This window comes from Paenibacillus sp. FSL F4-0236 (assembly GCF_038000135.1).
GTDB lineage: Bacteria > Bacillota > Bacilli > Paenibacillales > Paenibacillaceae > Paenibacillus_AQ.
The window spans coordinates 720,531-739,884 of the sequence record NZ_JBBOBK010000001.1 but is presented as its reverse complement, the minus strand read 5'-3'; the positions used below and the strand labels follow the sequence as shown (position 1 = coordinate 739,884).

Genomic DNA, 19,354 nt, shown 5'->3' with positions numbered 1-19,354 from the left:
TTACTTCATACCTCCTTCAGCAATCTTTAAAGCTCGTACCGCAGTAATTAGTGCTTTCTCAAGCGCCGCGACATCATCTTCAGTGTGACTATCACCGAAACTGATGCGGATGCCACCTGAAGCTACAGAGACATCTTTCCCCATAGACAATAGAACACGACTAGGTTCTGCCAGCCGGGAGGAGCAAGCTGATCGAGTAGAAACAGCCATCCCTAGTTCCTCCAGCTTACGGGCGAACACTTCCCCTTTCATGCCAGGGTATGAGAAATGCACAATATGAGGGGCACCATCCCCTCTGCTGTTTATAACAAATTCAGGAACGCTGTGCAAGAAGCGTAACAGCCGATCCCGAAGTGGGAGCAATCGGGCATAGAAGGTTTCGCGCTGCTCAACACCCATCCGCACGGCTTTGGAAGAAGCAACAATTGCAGGTACATTCTCAGTTCCAGCACGTAGTCCCTCTTCATGAGAACCACCTGAAAGTAAGGGGAACAGCTGAATTCCTTCTTTAATATAGAGAAGCCCCGCTCCGCGAGGACCTCGAATTTTGTGAGGAGACAAGCTGTAAAGATCCGCTTTCCATCCTTTGAGGTCAACAGCAAGCTTACCATATCCCTGAACGCCATCCACATGAAATAAGGTTCGTGGATTTACGGATTTAATCAGCCTGCCAATCTCCATCAGCGGCTGTACTGTTCCAATTTCATTATTTACATGCATCACACTTACGAGTATGGTACCACGCCGTACTGCAGCAGCCACTCGCTCTGGATCAATCATTCCAGTGCTGTCAGGCGCTACAAAAGTAATCTCCCAGCCATTTTGCTGCAGCTGCAGACAACTTTCATACACAGAGGGATGCTCTATTTCTGTAGTTATCAGATGACGTCCTCTTGATTGATATTGCAAAGCAGCACCTTTAATGGCTAAATTGTTACTCTCCGTAGCCCCAGATGTAAATAGGATCTCCTTTGGTTGTACAGATAACGCAGCTGCACATACTTCTCGTGAACGCCTGATCAGCTTTGCCGCTTCACTACCGGCACGGTGTAAGGAGGACGGGTTAGCATAATGCAGCTTCATAATTTGTTCCATCGTCTTCACCACGTCTTCATAGGGTGGTGTGGCGGCGGCATAATCCCAGTAAAGCATATATCGATTGTCTCCTTTACTTCTTCAAAGTACAGAATCATTCTTTTTTAAATTTCGAAAAAGGATCAAACGGTGATCCCAAATACCAGCATGTGGTTTAAGGGAAATACCTGTTTGATCCTTTTTATTATACAGCGTATTCCGCGCGAGCGCGTTCTATTTTAGTGAGATAAGACTGCGTCTCTATAGGGAGCAGTGTAAGTTTCTCCAATAATTCTTGATCATTGCTTACTCCAAGGTTAATTACCCTTGCAGGCCCTGCATTGTAAGCCGCTAATGCCATCTTTTCCTGTCCGTCAAAGCGTTTCAATTGATAAGACAGATAGCGTACACCACCATCAATATTTTGAGCAGGATTGAATGAATCAGAAACCCCTAAACCACGCGCTGTTCCATCCATTAATTGCATTAATCCTTTAGCACCAGCCGAAGAGACAACGTTTGGATTAAAGGAAGATTCTGTATCAATCACAGCTTTTATCAAATCGACTGGCACCCCGTACTTAGCACTCGCCGTTTGAATCAGATCATCATAGCTTGTTGGTTTAGTATCCGTTATTTCCCCGGAAATTACACTATCGATGCTTTCAGCTGTTCCGATCTGTTGCCATAACAAGCTACTAACTGATGAAGCATCCGGAAGTGACGTCAAGAAGTTTGTATCCCCGCCATTAGACGAGTTAGAAGATAAAGCTTGAAGCATTGCTGCAAATTGAGAGGCTGACGCGCCCGATCTTTTAGTTTCATTTGCTGAGCTACTCTTGTCGGTTGCACTCTTTAAGCTTACCCATTTAAGCTGCCCTAACCCATTGGTTACAGCGGGATTAATCTCCATACCGGCGCACTCCTTTGATCCTGTTGAATCATATCTATTGGTCTAACCTTAGATTTCGATGAATTACGGCTTAATATTACATTTTATCCGAGATTATTGCTATATGCTGGAATGAAAAACAGACTTCAGACCCTGATATTTAGGTCTAAAGCCTGTTATAATTCAAACTTACCAGTTCATTTTTAGCGAGCAAAGGGTATCATCACAAAGTAACTAAGTGTGGATACAATCCCTAACCCCATCGCCCATGCCCCAAGCGTTTTTTGCTCCTTGGCATATGCATAATAACCAATCACAACTGAAATGGGCCCAAGTATGATGGACCAGAGAAACAAGGAGGCAATACCCATAGCTAGCCCAGTATAACCTATCGCTTTGCTTCCACTATATTCCTCATCATGCTCCTTAGCTTCACTCGCCACGCGTGGTGTTGTATCCCGGATCGGCATCGAAACCGGATTCACCTCTGCGGCATATTCCTCTTGATGTTCTCTGTCCCGGCGTGGATAGTCTACTCTGCGTGGACGCAAAATAACTTTTCTCGGACCGGATTGTTCATTTGATGAACCTGATTCATGTTCCTTTTCTCTGTCCATTAGGGCGGCCTCCTAGGAGTTCGGCTTAAATGTTAAACAGCATGTTGCAGACGATGTTGCGACTTGATCGTGGTGACCTTCATTCGTCATTTCTTCAGCATATTCTTCTTTAAATCCACTGCCAGCGTGCTTGTCGATCTCAATAATAATTTCTTCTGCCCGGCATAAATTATGCTCGCCCCAATAATGACAATTGCTTACACTGCATTTGACTAATGGCTTTACACTCGACATATTTATCACCTCGGCTTCATTATGTCCGCACGATTCACCCCCTATTCGACAGGACGGTTTCCAGTTGATGTAACGATGCCCACGCAAAATTTCCCCACAAAGTGGGGGGGTGCTTCGATGCGTACTCAGGTACTTTGTGGGGGCCCCAAATATATAAATTCTAATACGTCAAAAAAGGATCAGCCCTCGTCATTATGACGAAGTGCTGATCCTTTACACGAACGAGTTAACTGTTAAACCTGATTTTGCATACGTTTCTCAGTCAAATAGTCGTTCTCATAATAAGTAAGGTCATCGCGTAGCTCTTCATAGGTCTTGGTAATTTCTAGAATGATATCACGCGCCGGACGAACTGGCTTTTTACGGAAACGGATAGCATCCTGTCCAGTATAAGCATAACGTCCATCTTCAGAATAGCTTTCGTTCTTTGGATAGAAGAAGTTATTCACGCCATAGTGATATACATTATAAAGCGCTTTCTGCGCAAAAGATTCATCGAATGTAGCACGACGCAGCGCAACTCCCAGCTTCTCATAAGACATTTCCGAGAACACTAACAGATGACGGACATCGGACAGAAATCCTTGATAAAATTGTACAGTTTCTTCATCATCTTCTGTTACAAGCTGAGGCAATGCATGCTCGTTCAGAAAAATTTCCATCTTATCAATTACATCTTTAAGTTTGTCTCTCGTCGATTCACATAATTTCTGCACATTGGCTGCTGACATGGCGGTTGCTCCCCCTTATTATTCCCTGCTCTTGTAGTCAATAAAGTTAATCTTATGAAGAAATAGTCTTTAGACATATCTCTTTATTCTTGCAATATCAGGATGCAAACACAGAGAAGTCTAACCTTCTGAAAATCAAAAGAACATCTATCAACGTATCTCCTGCAATATCAGGATGCGAACTCAAGATGCTTATTCTCTCTGATATTATCATAAAAAACGTTAGGAAGGTATCCTTTTCTAAGATGCATAAAACATACGCTCTCTTCTAAACCTATAGGCATTACAATGCGTAGAGGAGCGGAAATCATGTCACGTAAAAATCTAACGGTTGCAGGTTTGGTAACAGCTGCGTTCACAGTTGTATTACTTACCTTTGCGCTACGTCCTGCCACTAATGGGACGACGACCAGAGAAGTCGCTAATGTTGCTGTACCAAATCCTGCTCCAACTTCAGCCCTACATTCAGCACCAAACCCTTCACAGGAAAAATCATTGAAGAAAAGCTCCTTATCTCAAGATGTTGATGCGACGGATCATCTGAATAGAGTGGATGTCAGCAGACATTTGACTAAGCTCCTCTCTGAAACGGATGGAATGACTTCGCTTCATGATAAATCAGTGTATGCAAAACGTTTGCAGCAGAACCACGGATTTATCACTATGCTTATGTGGATTGATTTTCGCAAGCATAAAACGGAAACCTTTAAGTCCTCTTCATTTCCTCAAGGAACCGAACAGGAGAATCAGCAGCTGCAAAAATATCTTAAGACGGCGAAATCAGCGATCCATGGTCATCAATCCTATGAATCTCCAACGTTTACAATCGGTAAGGAGAAATATTACTTTATCGCTCAGCGGAACAAAGAAAAAAATGTAGGCATCATTGCACTTATTAACCAAAAGGTGCTTGGTCGTGTGGCAGACCATCAGTTGAAGAACCTGCGTCTCATTCCTTATCCGAAGGAAGGTAAGTACCGTGTAGAATCCGTTCATACCGATAATTTAAAAGATATCACCGTTAAGACCGGTCATGATAACGAAAACGCTAGCCATTTTTATGAGAATGAAATTGTCGTCCGTTTCCGCAACAACTCACCTACTCCGGGGGAGCTTCAAACGATAACCGCTGATATCAACGGCAAGAAGCCACGTAAGCTTGGGTATGCCTACATTTTCCGTTCGGAGAAGATGACTTATTATGAGCTCAAAGACTATTTCACCAATAAATGGCACCCCGAATATACGGAGCCTCACTATATGTATTTAACCAATGATACGATATCTAAAAACGCAGAGGGAGCAGTTACTCCAAATGACATGTTATTCTCCACCTATCAATGGAATCTGCCAGCGATCGAAACGGAGCTGGGCTGGAATCTTTCTAAGGGAAGTAAAGAAGTGATCGTAGCCGTAGTGGATACCGGAGTCCAGATCAATCATCCGGATTTGAAGGGTAAGCTTTTGACAGGGTATAACGCGATCACCAATGATTCCACTCCTGAAGATGATGTAGGACATGGCACACATGTATCTGGAATTATAGGCGCCCTGGTCAATAATGGAGAGGGAGTAGCTGGAATCAGCTGGTACAACAAGATCCTTCCGGTAAAAGCACTCGATAATTCAGGAGCAGGCACCACTTATTCTGTTGCAGAAGGAATCATTTGGGCTGCGGACAACGGTGCGAAAGTCATAAACTTAAGTTTAGGTAACTATGCGGATTCCCAGTTTCTTCATGACGCGATCAAATATGCCTACGACCGAGATATCGTCCTCGTATCTGCTGCAGGCAACGATAATACAGAACGACCAGGTTTTCCTGCTGCGTATCCCGAAGTGATTGCAGTAGCTGCAACAAATGCTTCAGGGGAAAAAGCTTCCTTCTCCAACTACGGCGATTATATTGATGTCGCAGCACCCGGAGAAAGCATAGCAAGCACTTACCCAGATAGCCAGTATGCCGCGTTATCCGGTACATCGATGGCCAGTCCTCATGTCGCTGCGCTGGCGGGTCTAGTGCGTTCACTAAATCCGAATCTAACAAATACGGAAGTTATGGATCTTATGACCAAAAATGCTGTTGATTTAGGCACTCCCGGGCATGACAAATATTTTGGCTGGGGTCAGGTCGATATCTATAAAACATTGCAAGCCGCTAGCGGCAATCAGGTTCCACTACAGCTATGGCCACAGCATGTACAAAAACAAATGAATCAATTGAAACAAAGATTAAGTAACTCTAAGTAACAACCTTAACCACCCATCTGCAAAAATCTACCAAGCAAACGGAGAAATAATCGTAAGCCTTCCTCCATATCCGTTTCATTCATTTGTGAATAACACAAACGGATATGCCGGGAAGGGGTCTCCGCAGAGTAACAAACATCACCCGGTAAAAAAGAAATGCTCTCCTGTTCGGCCAGCTCATGTAGCCTTCCGATATCAGGTGAAGCCGGCAACTCCAGCCAGAGATTAAGACCACCCTCTGGGAGAATGTATTTTACTCCAGGCGGCGCGTAAAGCTTCAGAAGCTTCGCCGCCTTTTCCATGCGACCACGGAGTGTAACTCGTAACTGAGCAGCATAGGTTTCATACTTGCCAGCTATGAATGGCAGTACCGCCCTTTGTGTAAGCAGCGGACTCCCTAAATCACTTGCGGACTTGGCGGCGATAAGCCGTGACAGAATATTCCCACTAGCGGCTACACAGGCAATTCTGCAGCCGGGTGCAATAACTTTACTGAAACTCTTCATATAAACTACATGCCCTTCGGAATCCATCGATTTGATCGTAGGCGGCGGAGGCGCATGGAAATATAAATCACTAAATGGATCGTCCTCAACAATAAGACAACGGTAACTGCGGGCTAATTCCAGCAGACGTTGTCTTCTTGCTATGCTCATGGTTACTCCACTTGGATTCTGAAAAGTAGGGATTGTATAAATTAGCTTAGGTGGTCTTTGATCACACATTCTTGTGAGAATATCCACCCGCATCCCTTCACCGTCCGTAGGTACAAAAATCATCTCTGCACCTCGTCCTGCAAAAACATCTATAGCCCCTGTATAACTAGGAGCCTCAAGATACACTGTGTCCCCAGGTCCGACAAAGGTACGCGCCACCAGATCAATGCCTTGCTGAGTTCCGCTTGTGATCATTACATCAGAGGAAGTAAGTGCAATTCCACGTGTTTTTAAATGATCTCTCATAATTCCTCGCAGCTCCAGATCACCTTGGAAGTTCCCATAGGTTGCCATAAGCTCCGGCTGCTGAGTAACTAATGATGCGAAGGAGTCACCAATATTTTTTAGAGGAAGTAACTCACTATGAATTGCAGCTATGTGAAAGGGATACTTAACTTCAGAGTAATCAAAATTGCGCCAAAGCTGAGCTCGCGGCAAATAATCATCATATACATCCTGCCAGCGACCATCTTCCTGACGTCTAGTGTGTTCAGGGTCGGCTACAAAGCAGCCTTTTCCTTGTCTGCAATAAATAAGTCCCCGCTTCTCAAGCACATCGTATGCCTTGCTTACTGTAACCTGGCTTACTCTCAAAGCTGTAGCCAAACTTCTTACGGAGGGCAGCCGGACACCTTGCTGGAGCAATCCTGATGAAATCCGCTGACTTAGGGTTTCACTGATTTGATGAGGCAGAGATTTACTGCCGCTGCGAATCAAATCGATATGCATGAACCCCTCACCTCCACTGTTATATTCAACGCTTTACTGTTATACAGTACTCCTATTATGATAGCACCAAATCGAAAGGTGGAGAACTCATTTATGGATATCAAATACTCGGCCGCAGCCAATCATCTAGGATCATCAGCCGTTCGTGAGATTTTAAAGGTTACACAGGGCAATGACATCATTTCACTTGCAGGCGGGCTGCCTGGGGAGGATTTGTTTCCCTTGGAGGCAGTACGAGACGCTTATAACCGTGTACTCTCCAGCGATACCTCAGTGCTTCAATACGGACTAACCGAGGGCTTTACTCCACTACGTGACAAAATCGCTGAAAGACTTACTCGGCAAGGAATCCCTGTAACAGCGTCTGAGATGATTCTGACCACAGGTTCCCAGCAAGCCATAGATCTACTATGTAAAATACTGCTTGATCCCGGTGATGCTGTCCTTGTTGAAGCTCCTACTTATCTGGCAGCCTTACAGGTACTTGGCTCTTACCGAGCTGATATTCATACGATAAATAACGACGAGCAAGGCATTTTGCCAGATCACCTGGAAGATCAAATTCAGAAACTACGGCCCAAACTCCTATATGCAGTTCCGACCTTCAACAATCCTTCAGGAGCAACCTGGAGTAAGGAACGCCGTGAGAAAGTGGTGGAAATTTGCCGCCGCTACAATGTTCTTATCTTGGAGGATAATCCCTACGGTGAAATAACCTTTGAGGAGAATAATGATCTTTATCCACCCTCACTAGCGTCCATCGACAGAAGTTATGGTGGCGATTATTGTGTCGCTTACACTGGAACTTTTTCCAAAATCGTAGCCCCTGCCCTGCGTACCGGCTGGATTATCGGCAATTCCAATCTAATCAAGACCATCGCCAAAGCAAAGCAAGCAGCAGATCTGCATTCTAGCACCATTGACCAGCGCGCTTTAGATGAACTGCTGCTGCATTTCGATATTGAGCAGCATATCCGTGTCATCTCACGAGAATATTATTCCCGAATGAAGCTCTTATCCGCGGAACTCCGATCGCAGAACTGGGAAGGAGCTCATTTTCTGGAGCCACGAGGCGGTATGTTCCTATGGCTAACACTTTCCCAAGAGATCAACACGAAGGAATTACTTCCTCTAGCAGTAGAGAACGGTGTTGCTTTTGTTCCAGGTGAAGTGTTCTATTCATCACAGCCCCATAAGAATAAGATGCGTCTGAATTTCACACATACGCCACCTGAGCTTGTACCCGTTGCTGTTCAGCGTCTGGAGAAGGCGTTGGTACAATGGCAGGAAAGTCAGACCGGCATTCGATCATGAGCATGACAAAACCCGTCTTCTTCATCCTTTATGGGATGAGGAAGACGGGTTTTTTTTATTTTCCAGCCATGCTTAGAATAATTTACTTCTTAAATACTTCTATGCTATCTTTATTGAGCCTAAAATATCCATTTTCAACGAAAGACATGATTCGACTGACACTTACCCCTGTTTGAAGGGATATATTTAATACCATCGTGTCGGGTGAAGTCTCTACGATACGCCTGATTCTCTGATACATCTCATCACAACTATTGCACATCCTCTTATTGTTTCGTTCATATAAATGTCCGCAGAACCCGCAAATCTGATAATTACCCATGCTACACGTTTCCCACTTTCTACATATCTTCTTGCCACGAGCATAAACACCTTCGGCGTCTTTATAAGGATGGTAAGCGTTGCGAGAAATATAAGGATAATGTATAAAGTGAAACTTATACTTTCTTATATTTTAAAAAAGCGACGTGATCCGGTTTCCCGAGATACGCCGCCGCTTGTATGGTTGTTGTTGTTATCATAACGTTGCAGTTAGGAAAGTTTGCCGTAAGCCGGGTTCTGTGCTCGTCGTGGTTCAATCGGGAACTACCCTCCCACCATAAGCGACAATCATCTATCTAGGCCGTACATTACTGCACAGCTCCAGCGACCAACCTAGACGCGCCTCAGGCTAAGGCTGCCTATTCCAATAAAGGAATCTGCTGCGTCTCATTAGGTCTTGCTCCAGATGGGGTTTACCAGGAACGAAGTCACCAGCGTTCCTCGGGGTCTCTTACACCTCGGTTCCATCCTTGCCTGTGCCGCCCTAAGGCGGCCATCGGCGGTCCATTTCTGTGGCACTATCCTTCGACTCGCGCCGACTGGACGTTATCCAGCATCCTGCCTTATGGAGCCCGGACTTTCCTCCCGTGACGTCTTCACGTCACCGGCGATTGTCTGTCAAACTTTCCGAACAACATTATATATTATACAGACATCACCTGTCTGGCACAAGCATTATTAAATGGCAATTTTATAGGAACTTAAATGGCTCCGTATTCACCTGCGAAGCATGTACAGCTGTATCGTACTTATGCTCCACCAGTTTCCCAGTCATCCACTCTGCTACTTTCTCTTTCATGATCTTCTCTGCATTATGTCCTGGATCAATCAGAGTGATCCCAGCGAGCACGGCATCCTGTGCTGTATGGTAATCAAGATCTCCCGTAACCAACACATCCGCACCGCGGAAAATAGCACTGTTATAATACTTTCCACCCGAACCGCCGAGAACAGCCGCTTTACGAATTGGACGATCCAAATCACCCACAACACGTACATGGTCAACTTTCAGACCTTTTTTTACCGTCTCAACGAATTGCCCAAGTGTGGTAGGCTCTTTGAGCTTTCCAACCCGCCCAAGCCCTAAACTGCGGCCTTTAAGATCCATCGTGTACAAATCATAGGCAACCTCTTCATAAGGATGAGCCTTGAGCATAGCCTGTACCACTTTATTGCGGATATTGTGTGGCACGATTGTCTCAATACGGATCTCCTCAGCACGCTCCAGCTTCCCTTTTTCCCCGATATAAGGATCTGTGCCTTCTCCCGGAATAAAAGTCCCGTATCCCTCGATATTGAAGCTGCAATGACTATAGTTGCCGATTGCCCCTGCTCCTGCATTCAAAATGGCATCCAGTACCTTCTGATGATGATCCTTCGGCACAAACACAACCAGCTTTGACAATTGCTCGGAATGAATGTCTTTAATAGGCACTCCGTTCTCTATACCAAGAGCTTCCGCCATCCAATCGTTCATTCCACCTTCGGTAACATCCAGATTAGTATGACTGATGTATACCGCGATGTCATTTTTAATCAATTTTTCATACATTCGGCCCATTGGAGTGTCTGTTTGAATCCCTTGCAGCGGACGAAAAATAATCGCATGGTGGGCAATGATTAGATTACAGCCGAGACGAATTGCCTCTTCAACGACTTCATCGTTCACATCCAGTGCAACCAGTACATTGGTTATTTCTTTCTGTAAGGAACCTAGTTGCAGACCGACTTTGTCCCAATCTTCAGCTAAATGCTTTGGAGCCAGCTGCTCCATATATTGAATTACTGTTTGTCCTTTAGCAAGCATTGCAGCACCTCCGTAATCTCCTTGATCTGTTCTCGAATTAATTTTCGTTTATTCTCCGCAGATTCGAGTTCTGAACGTGACAATGAAGTAAGAATGCCTTCCAATTTTTGAACCTCTCCCTGCCATTTGGCAAAAAACACTTCATTCGGTGCTTGAATCAGAAAAGGTCCCATCTGTAGCAAGGTCTCCTGACCACGAACCATAGCGGAATCGCCTAACGTTACCTCTCGATATACATTGGCATTCGTAATTCCAGCATTAGTATCCTCTGGAACAGCTGTTAATACTTCATATAACTTGCCGTCTTCTTCCAGAATACTTTCAGAGGTAAGAACCCATTCATTATTTAACAGCCAGCGGCGCAAAATATCCTCGCCCACATTCGGTTGAAGTACCAGTGTTGTAACATCCTTAAGCTTGCCTTGACTCTGACCACGGTCTAAAATCGAGGCAATTAAAGCCCCTCCCATGCCAGCGATCGTGATACAATTAACTTCACCAGGTTCCAGTACCTCAAGGCCATCTCCTCGACGCACCGAGATTATCTTCCCTAGTCCGGCCTCTGCAACGCCCTTACAAGCAGCATCAAAGGGACCCGGGTTTACCTCACCTGCTACTGCGAATACAGCCTTACCGCTTTCTACAGCAGCCACAGGAAGCAGAGCATGATCAGAGCCGATGTCTGCCAACCTGCTTCCTTGCGGAATTTGTTCCAGCAATTGCTGAAGTCGATCTGATAATTTCACATTGTTCATGTTGCCACCCACGTTATCCATTTTTTTCGAAACAAGAACAGCAGGGCCAAGCCTACCGCAATTTTTAAAATTAGCATAAACGAAATCCACTGTGGATAATCCTGCCTCAATAAAAGAGCATCGAGTTCCGGCATCATCCATAGTGATACTCCCACTGCAAAAAAAACACTGGCAACGCCTTTAACTTTGTGATGTAATAGCCAGCTCAGCCACACCATCATTACACAGAGTGGAAGCCATAAGAGCTCAAGCTCTAGCATCGAAGCCTCAGGGCGTTTTCCACCGAAGAATCCCGCATATAATAAGGCCCAAAAAGCATAACCGCAATACTGCAGCAAGCCTATACGGAGCACAAATCCCAGAATACACCATAACAAGCCGCAAGCCCCAATCAGAATCGGTCTCCAGAGCTGAGGATCAAGATCATGCAAAGCAATCAGCCATAGCCCAAAACCAAGCGATAACACACTGCCCAGCCCCGCCAGGATAAGACTAATAACATGATTTCGGGTCCTGTAAACCGCTGAGTATCCATAACAAATAATTAATACGGATAGTGCTGTTGCAAGTTGCAAAGGCCAGGGAAAAACGCTAAAATAAAGACTAATCAAGAAAATCAAGGAAATAATTCCAAAACCAAACAGCCAAATTTTGATGTTTCCCTGCTGTAGATTCTTCAGCGAAATCGGATTACTATCCTTCGCCGCAGCTTCATCATCATACAGGTTGGTTAAGAAGTCGCAATATTGCTCTGGTAGCAATCTGTTGTTTCTCCAATACTGAATCTCTTTTATAATAATTTCGCGTTTTTCCAAATTCACTGGCTCATCCTTCTTTCCAGATACACAGGGTCAGCACTTTTAGGGTCGTAATTCAAATAAAAGAACCTCCTGCTACTGAGCAGCAGAAGGTCCAGTTCATGAAATACTATTCAAGGAAATCCTTAAGCCGTTTACTGCGGCTAGGGTGACGAAGCTTACGCAATGCTTTAGCTTCAATCTGGCGAATCCGTTCGCGGGTAACGCCGAACACTTTGCCCACTTCTTCAAGTGTTCTCGTCCGGCCATCATCTAGGCCAAAACGCAGACGAAGTACATTCTCTTCACGCTCCGTGAGCGTGTCCAGTACATCCTCCAGCTGTTCCTTCAGCAGTTCATAAGCTGCTGCATCCGCAGGAGCCAAGGCTTCCTGATCCTCAATGAAATCTCCCAGATGAGAATCGTCTTCTTCACCGATCGGTGTTTCGAGCGATACTGGCTCTTGGGCAATCTTCATGATTTCTCTAACTTTCTCAACCGTCAGCTCCATCTCAGCCGCAATTTCCTCTGGCGAAGGTTCACGTCCCAGTTCTTGCAGCAATTGACGAGAGACACGAATCAGCTTGTTGATCGTCTCGACCATGTGTACAGGAATACGAATCGTACGTGCCTGATCCGCAATCGCGCGGGTAATGGCCTGACGAATCCACCAAGTTGCATACGTACTAAATTTGAACCCTTTGTTATGGTCAAATTTCTCTACCGCTTTGATCAGACCCATATTACCTTCCTGAATCAAATCAAGGAACAGCATACCGCGTCCAACATAACGTTTAGCAATACTTACTACGAGACGAAGATTTGCTTCCGCAAGACGACGTTTAGCTTCCTCGTCACCATTCTTAATACGCATAGCAAGCTCTACTTCATCGTCAGCCGACAACAGCGGAACGCGTCCAATTTCTTTTAGATACATACGGACAGGGTCATTAATCTTGATCCCTGGCGGCAGTGACAAATCATCATCAAAGCTGAACTCATCGCCCTCTTTGTCTTCATTGTCCTCATTTGGCCGGAGGCTGTTAACCTCCTCATCGTTCTCGTTTACAACTTCAATCCCCAAATCACTGAGTTGTTCATAGAACTCCTCCATTTGCTCGGGGTCTTGATCAAACGGCGATAATTTCTCCATAATATCTTTGTATAGCAATGATGATCTTTTCTTGCCTTGCTCAATAAGCTGATCCTTAACCTGATCCAAAGTAAATTCTGCTTCCAATTCAGTATGCTGATCGTTCGCCATAATTCGACTCCCTCCTCCCTAGGTACATCCTGTCAACATTTCATTGTCTCTCTAGGGCTATAATCTCACTTGCTATTTGTGCCGCACGCAAAAAGTCACCTGACTTTTCCGCCTGAATCATCTCTTCACGCTTCTGATCCATCTTGCGCTGCAGTGGGTATTTCCGTACTTCACGGATACAATCATCCAGCACCTGCATATTCCAGTCTGGAGGTGTATCCATCATGGAAATTGATGTAGCAGTTTTCTCTAGACGATCATCCTGAAGCGATGATAGAAACCGACTAATGCCGGGTGGTTTGCCTTGCGCGTAATAGGCATATAGATAAGCGGCAATTGCCGCATGATCATCGATGTTGAAATCTTCTCCGAGGCGTTCGCCCACATACGTGGCAGCTTCCGGGTCCTGAATCATAAAGGACAATAGACGCCGTTCCGCGACATGATAAGCGGGCAGCAAAGTTGGTGTCTGCACTTGCCCTTTTTTATGCCTACCATTATTCCACCTTTTGTCGTTATTATCCCCTTCAGGGATGTTTTTTTGCATCGATGCCCTAAGTAAATTACAATCCTGCTTCAAACTATCATATGAAAGTTCCAGCTCAGAAGCGATTTCCCTTAGGTAAACCTCTCTCTCTGTCGAGGAATGTAACGAAGCAATGACCTCCAAAGCTTCTTTGACGTAGGCAATTTTGCCATCTTCCTCTAGGAGTATATGGTTTTTTTTCAGATATATAAGCTTAAATTTTATGGATGAAACCGCTGAATCAATAACCTGATCCATAAACCTTTCTCCACCATGCATTGAGATGAATTCATCTGGATCGAGTCCGCTTGGCAGTAAGGCGATCTTTACACGCAAGCCACTGCCTTCAAGCATTGGAATGGACTTCATAGCAGCTGCTTGTCCTGCCCGGTCACCGTCATAAGACAGTACAATTTCATCGGCCAGACTCTTCATCAGTGCTACATGACTTTCAGTTAAAGATGTTCCCATTGTTGCTACACCGTTATGCACACCTGCTTCCCAGGCCGAAATGACATCTCCGTATCCTTCAAAGAGGACGATTTGCCGCGTTTTGCGGATGGATGCTTTGGACTGGTGCAAATTGTATAAAATCCGGCTTTTGTTAAACAATCTACTCTCTGGAGAATTAAGATACTTGGGTTGTCCTTCACCAAAAATTCTTCCGGCAAACGCAATCACCTTGCCTGTGCGGTTCGCAATCGGAAAAATAATCCGACCACGGAAACGGTCTATATAGCCTTTACCCTCACCTCGGGCAGACAAGAGTCCACCTTTCTCCATCTCAGCAAGGTCAAAATTCCGTTTCTCCAAAAATTGTAGCAAAGTATCCCAGCGGTCCGGAGCATATCCGATCTGAAACTGGTCAATCATTTTATCGCTGAAGTTCCGGGCTCTTAAATACTCCATAGCGGCTTTGCCGTGTTCCGTATTCTTCAGCAAGTAATGATAAAACTTTGCAGACCATTCATAAGCTTGAATCAACCGATCGCGTTCCGGATCAGGAGGAGACATTAGGCCTCCCTTACCTTCAGGAACGGGAATATCACTTTCTTCAGCCATTATTTTGACGGCTTCGGGGAAGGTTAATCCTTCGATTTCCATCCTAAATTTGATGGCATTTCCACCCATGCCGCAGCCAAAGCAATGAAATACTCCCCGGTCGGGGGTAACTGTAAAGGAAGGGGTTTTCTCCGAATGGAACGGGCAGAGGCCCCATAAATATTTCCCCTGCTTGGACAAATGGACTACCTTACCGACTGTATCGACAATATCATGACGTGCAAGCACGCTTTCGATAACTTCTTCCGGAATATTCCCGTGTCCGCTAGCCACTTCAACCACCTTCAATTCTTAACAAATAAATATAATTCGCTATTGCTCCACATTCTCCTGCAAAAGTATTAAAAGTTTTGTCATTTTATGTTGAAAATATATTTTTTCTTCTGCCGTTATAGGTTTTGGACCCTTAGAATAATGTCCCCGTCTTCGTTCCACGGCCCTGGCATGCCTGCCTTCCAACATAAAATCCATTTTGGAATCGTCATATTCCTGGCCACGAAAAGAAAGAACACTGCAACGTTTCCCGAGCGCAAGTGCTGCGAGACCATAGTCCCCAGTCAATACCACATCTCCAGCAGAAATATGATTGGCAATATATAGATCGGCGCTCTGATCTCCCCGGTCCACCTGCACAACCGTTACACCCTCTTCAGCTTTCAGTGCATGGTCATAAGAAGATACCATCAGTACCGGCACACCAAAGGCGCGGCCAACTTCAGCAATCTCTTTTTTGACCGGACAAGCATCCCCATCCACGACTATAGTTCTAGACCGGGACTTCTTCTCCATGATCATCACCAATTTCCCGTGTAATATATATACGCCCTTACCGCAAGAAATCCTTCTTTCTATGCATAAATACGGAACGGATGTCAAATGACGCATTGGCACCGTTCCGTATATTTATACCCCAAACCAACATTCTATACCATAAGACACAAACTTTTCTTATAGATGTTGTTCAAAAAGCTGTCCTTTGATCAAATGTCGAATCTTGAATTCAGCCGGGAACTCCGGTGCTCAGTCGTTTACCAAACGAGCTTGCCAAAATCAGCAAACGCCTTGGAGTCAGCATCAATACCAGCTAGCAAAGCTAAACGGTTAGCACGTACCTGCTCATCCTCTGCCATAACCATAACGGAATCGAAAAATGCTGTAACAGCATCTTTTAGACCCGAGAGAATACGGAGTGCTTCTTCGGCATTATTCGCGGACATCGCTTCAAGATACGGTGTGTGTAATTCCTGCCATGTCTTGTACAGCTTCAGCTCAGCATCTTCTTTAAGTAAAGAAGGATCAATCACTTCGCTGGTTGCTTTAGCTGCCAAATTACTGACACGAGTGAGTGAATCTACTGTAATTTTAAAGTCTGCTTGGTCTAACACAGCACCCATAAGCGCACGGCTTCTGCCCACAACATCTACCACGTTGTCAAAGCCAGCTGCTGTAACAGCGTCCACAACATCATAGCGTACATTGTCGGATAAAAGTCGTTTAACACGCAGACCGAAGAACTCGTACAGGTTTATACGTAGTTCATCGTCAGAATGTTTCGAATTCCCTGAATTTTTATGAATTTCAATCGCTGCTTCAAAAATCTCGCGCAGCGTAATCGGCAATTTATGCTCCAGCACGATTTGAACAATCCCTGCAGCCTGGCGACGCAGTGCGTAAGGATCCTGTGAGCCTGTTGGGATAATACCGATAGAGAAGCAACCTACAATCGTATCGATCTTGTCCGCAATGCTGACAACTGAACCGGCATCTGTCGATGGTACTGCATCACCCGCGAACCTTGGCTGATAATGCTCAAAGATTGCTTTTGCCACAGTTTCAGGTTCTCCTGCTTTGCGTGCATAATCTTCACCCATGGTGCCTTGAAGTTCTGGGAATTCATAAACCATTTGAGTCACAAGGTCGAATTTGCAAATATCAGCAGTCCGACTTACTTCAGAAAGGGTTATATCAGACAATCCCAACTTTACAGCAAGACGATCGGAGATTTGGCGAATACGACGCACTTTATCTCCAACACTGCCAAGCTCTTCATGGTAGACGATATTCTCCAATTTGGCTAGTGCATCATCAATCTTCATCTTTTGATCTTCTTGATAGAAGAATTTGGCATCTGATAGACGAGCACGGAGTACCTTCTCATTACCCTTAGCAATAACATCCAAAGATACTGCATTCCCGTTACGCACCGTTACGAAGAAAGGTAGAAGTTTGCCCGCTGCATCAAATACCGGGAAATACCGCTGATGCTCACGCATCGAAGTAATCAGCACATCCTGTGGAATGTTCAAGAAAGATGGGTCGAAGGTTCCGAACAACACGGTTGGTGTTTCAACTAGGAACAGTACTTCCTCCAAAAGATCCTCTTTGATCGCAATCGTCCAGCTTTTTTCTTCAGCCAATTGATTGATTTGTTTCAGGATCAATTCTTCCCGTTCCTTCACGTCTACAAGGACATGCTGCGCACGCATGCTCTCAACATATTGTGCAGGCTCCGAAATTACAGTCTCTGTACCCAGAAAACGATGTCCACGGCTCACATTACCCGCTTTTACATCCGTAATTTCCAAATCAATAATATCTTTCCCGAAAAGAGCAACTAACCAGCGGATCGGACGCACGAATTTAAAATCATAAGCTCCCCAACGCATATTTTTAGGAAAAGTCATCGCATTTACGATCCCTAAAAGACCTTCAGAAAGCAACGAAGCTGTCTCTACCCCAGCACTATTTCTAGTAGCATAGATATACTCAACTCCAGCAAGCTCTTTGAACGTAAATTGCTCCGGAGATACATCCTGACTACGGGCAAACCCTAAAGCAGCTTTGCTCCAGTCCCCGTTTGCATCCAGTGCGATTTTGCGTGATGGTCCTTTGACTTCTTCGCTGATATCCTCTTGCTTCTCAGCCGCATCCTTAACAAAAACAGCGAGACGACGTGGCGTTGCATAAGCAGTAACTCCAGCATGTGTAATCCGTGCAGAATCCAACCACTTGGATGTTCTATCTTGCAGCTGTTCCATCGCAGCGCGGATAAAACGTGCAGGAATTTCCTCCAGACCGATCTCAAACAGGATATCTTTAGACACGGTCAGCACCTTCTTTCTTCAGCAGCGGGAAGCCAAGCTTCTCGCGTTCCTCAAGATATGTTGCGGCTACAGAGCGGGCAAGATTACGCACTCGGGTAATAAATCCAGTCCGTTCAGTAACACTGATGGCTCCACGTGCATCCAGCAGATTAAAGCTATGTGAGCATTTCAACACGTAATCATAGGCAGGGAACACAAGATGCTGCTCCATCGCTCTACGCGCTTCTTCTTCGTACATGTTGAACAGTGAAAATAGCATTTTTACATCAGATACTTCAAAGGTGTAAGTAGAATGTTCAAACTCCGGTTGATGAAAAACATCACCATAAGTCATGCCGCTAACCCATTCAAGATCAAATACATTTTCTTTATCTTGAATGTAGGATGCTAGCCGCTCCATTCCGTAAGTAATTTCTACGGCAACTGGATTGGCCTCAATTCCACCGACCTGTTGGAAGTACGTAAACTGAGTGATTTCCATACCATCTAGCCATACTTCCCATCCTAGACCTGCACAACCCAGTGAAGGGTTCTCCCAGTTATCCTCAACAAAACGGATATCATGCAAGAGCGGATCAATGCCGAGTGCTTTCAAACTATCCAAGTAAATCTCTTGAATGTTATCAGGCGATGGTTTGATAATGACTTGAAATTGATGATGCTGATACAAACGGTTCGGATTCTCCCCATAACGTCCATCGGATGGGCGACGTGAAGGCTCTACGTACGCAACTCTCCATGGTTCAGGACCTAGTGAGCGTAAAAATGTCATAGGGTTCATCGTACCGGCGCCTTTTTCAGTGTCATAAGGCTGTACGATAATACAGTTCTGTTCAGCCCAGAACTGCTGCAGCGTCAAAATCATCTGCTGAAAGTTCATAATACCGTCTCCTTCGCTTTACAAGTTTTTTAGTTCATCTTGCTTAAAACTTCTTACCATGGAGGCGGCATTTTTCGCTCCTGACAGCAACAAAAAACCCCCGCCCCCATGCCTGATTAACAGACATAGGGACGAGAGCTTAACTTATTCTCCCGCGGTTCCACCCTACTTGATTCCATTCCTTGATTCAGCAATATCACTTGCTAAAGACAAGAACGAAATCCACTTTCATTCGCCATATCCGTACTCCCGGGTGCCATGTTCATGAACATTGTCCCGCC

Annotated in this window: 16 protein-coding genes and 1 other RNA gene; 2 read left to right on the top strand and 15 right to left on the bottom strand. The window is 45.1% G+C overall.

The window, feature by feature from the left end; genetic code table 11:
• The 5 genes from NSQ29_RS03365 to NSQ29_RS03345 all read right to left on the bottom strand — a co-directional run bounded on the left by NSQ29_RS03365 (position 1) and on the right by NSQ29_RS03345 (position 3,548).
• Positions 1-1,152, bottom strand: a complete 1,152-nt coding sequence (locus NSQ29_RS03365; RefSeq protein ID WP_341124368.1) for a cysteine desulfurase family protein — start codon at positions 1,150-1,152, stop codon at positions 1-3.
• 127 nt (positions 1,153-1,279) lie between these two features.
• A complete protein-coding gene (locus NSQ29_RS03360) occupies positions 1,280-1,987 on the bottom strand; it encodes a lytic transglycosylase domain-containing protein (RefSeq protein ID WP_341124367.1) in 708 nt (235 codons plus the stop codon).
• A 182-nt stretch (positions 1,988-2,169) separates the two neighbouring features.
• Positions 2,170-2,583, bottom strand: coding sequence for a DUF5353 domain-containing protein (locus NSQ29_RS03355; protein WP_256721656.1), 414 nt, complete (start codon positions 2,581-2,583; stop codon positions 2,170-2,172).
• Positions 2,584-2,595: 12 nt separating this feature from the next.
• Positions 2,596-2,817: a DUF1540 domain-containing protein gene (locus NSQ29_RS03350; RefSeq protein WP_042190912.1), complete on the bottom strand. Its 222-nt coding sequence runs from the start codon at positions 2,815-2,817 to the stop codon at positions 2,596-2,598.
• Positions 2,818-3,050: 233 nt separating this feature from the next.
• Positions 3,051-3,548, bottom strand: coding sequence for a YpuI family protein (locus tag NSQ29_RS03345; protein ID WP_042190914.1), 498 nt, complete (start codon positions 3,546-3,548; stop codon positions 3,051-3,053).
• 309 nt (positions 3,549-3,857) lie between these two features.
• Between NSQ29_RS03345 and NSQ29_RS03340 the strand changes: the two genes are divergently transcribed.
• Positions 3,858-5,798, top strand: a complete 1,941-nt coding sequence (locus NSQ29_RS03340) for a S8 family peptidase (protein WP_341124366.1) — start codon at positions 3,858-3,860, stop codon at positions 5,796-5,798.
• Positions 5,799-5,803: 5 nt separating this feature from the next.
• Here NSQ29_RS03340 and pdxR read toward each other — a convergent pair whose 3' ends face one another.
• Entirely contained in the window at positions 5,804-7,243 is a 1,440-nt protein-coding gene (gene pdxR, locus NSQ29_RS03335) for a MocR-like pyridoxine biosynthesis transcription factor PdxR (protein ID WP_341124365.1), read from the bottom strand.
• Positions 7,244-7,336: 93 nt separating this feature from the next.
• Here pdxR and NSQ29_RS03330 point away from each other — a divergent pair, with 93 nt between their 5' ends.
• Positions 7,337-8,557: an aminotransferase-like domain-containing protein gene (locus tag NSQ29_RS03330; protein ID WP_341124364.1), complete on the top strand. Its 1,221-nt coding sequence runs from the start codon at positions 7,337-7,339 to the stop codon at positions 8,555-8,557.
• 532 nt (positions 8,558-9,089) lie between these two features.
• Here NSQ29_RS03330 and rnpB read toward each other — a convergent pair.
• From rnpB to glyQ, 9 genes are all read right to left on the bottom strand, one after another.
• Positions 9,090-9,505: RNase P RNA component class A (gene rnpB, locus NSQ29_RS03325), an RNA gene on the bottom strand.
• 64 nt (positions 9,506-9,569) lie between these two features.
• Positions 9,570-10,685 (bottom strand): Nif3-like dinuclear metal center hexameric protein, encoded by a 1,116-nt coding sequence (locus tag NSQ29_RS03320; RefSeq protein ID WP_076284780.1) that lies wholly within the window; start codon positions 10,683-10,685, stop codon positions 9,570-9,572.
• Complete coding sequence (locus NSQ29_RS03315; protein ID WP_341126723.1) at positions 10,661-11,431, bottom strand: tRNA (adenine(22)-N(1))-methyltransferase; 771 nt, start codon at positions 11,429-11,431, stop codon at positions 10,661-10,663. Before NSQ29_RS03315 ends, NSQ29_RS03320 begins: the two co-directional genes overlap by 25 nt.
• 5 nt (positions 11,432-11,436) lie before the next feature.
• The gene (locus NSQ29_RS03310; RefSeq protein ID WP_341124363.1) at positions 11,437-12,261 is read right to left on the bottom strand and encodes a hypothetical protein; all 825 of its coding nucleotides are present in this window, start codon (positions 12,259-12,261) and stop codon (positions 11,437-11,439) included.
• A 106-nt stretch (positions 12,262-12,367) separates the two neighbouring features.
• Entirely contained in the window at positions 12,368-13,501 is a 1,134-nt protein-coding gene (gene rpoD / locus NSQ29_RS03305) for an RNA polymerase sigma factor RpoD (RefSeq protein WP_042130309.1), read from the bottom strand.
• A gap of 40 nt (positions 13,502-13,541) precedes the next feature.
• A complete protein-coding gene (gene dnaG, locus NSQ29_RS03300; RefSeq protein WP_042190927.1) occupies positions 13,542-15,362 on the bottom strand; it encodes a DNA primase in 1,821 nt (606 codons plus the stop codon).
• Positions 15,363-15,401: 39 nt separating this feature from the next.
• Entirely contained in the window at positions 15,402-15,878 is a 477-nt protein-coding gene (locus tag NSQ29_RS03295; RefSeq protein WP_042194373.1) for a YaiI/YqxD family protein, read from the bottom strand.
• Between the two features lie 239 nt (positions 15,879-16,117).
• Positions 16,118-18,193 carry a glycine--tRNA ligase subunit beta gene (gene glyS / locus NSQ29_RS03290; protein ID WP_341124362.1) on the bottom strand — a complete coding sequence of 692 codons (2,076 nt, stop codon included), beginning with the start codon at positions 18,191-18,193 and terminating at the stop codon, positions 16,118-16,120.
• Positions 18,186-19,073 carry a glycine--tRNA ligase subunit alpha gene (gene glyQ / locus NSQ29_RS03285; protein ID WP_042130314.1) on the bottom strand — a complete coding sequence of 296 codons (888 nt, stop codon included), beginning with the start codon at positions 19,071-19,073 and terminating at the stop codon, positions 18,186-18,188. The genes glyS and glyQ overlap by 8 nt, the downstream gene beginning before the upstream one ends.
• Between the last annotated feature and the right edge of the window lie 281 nt (positions 19,074-19,354).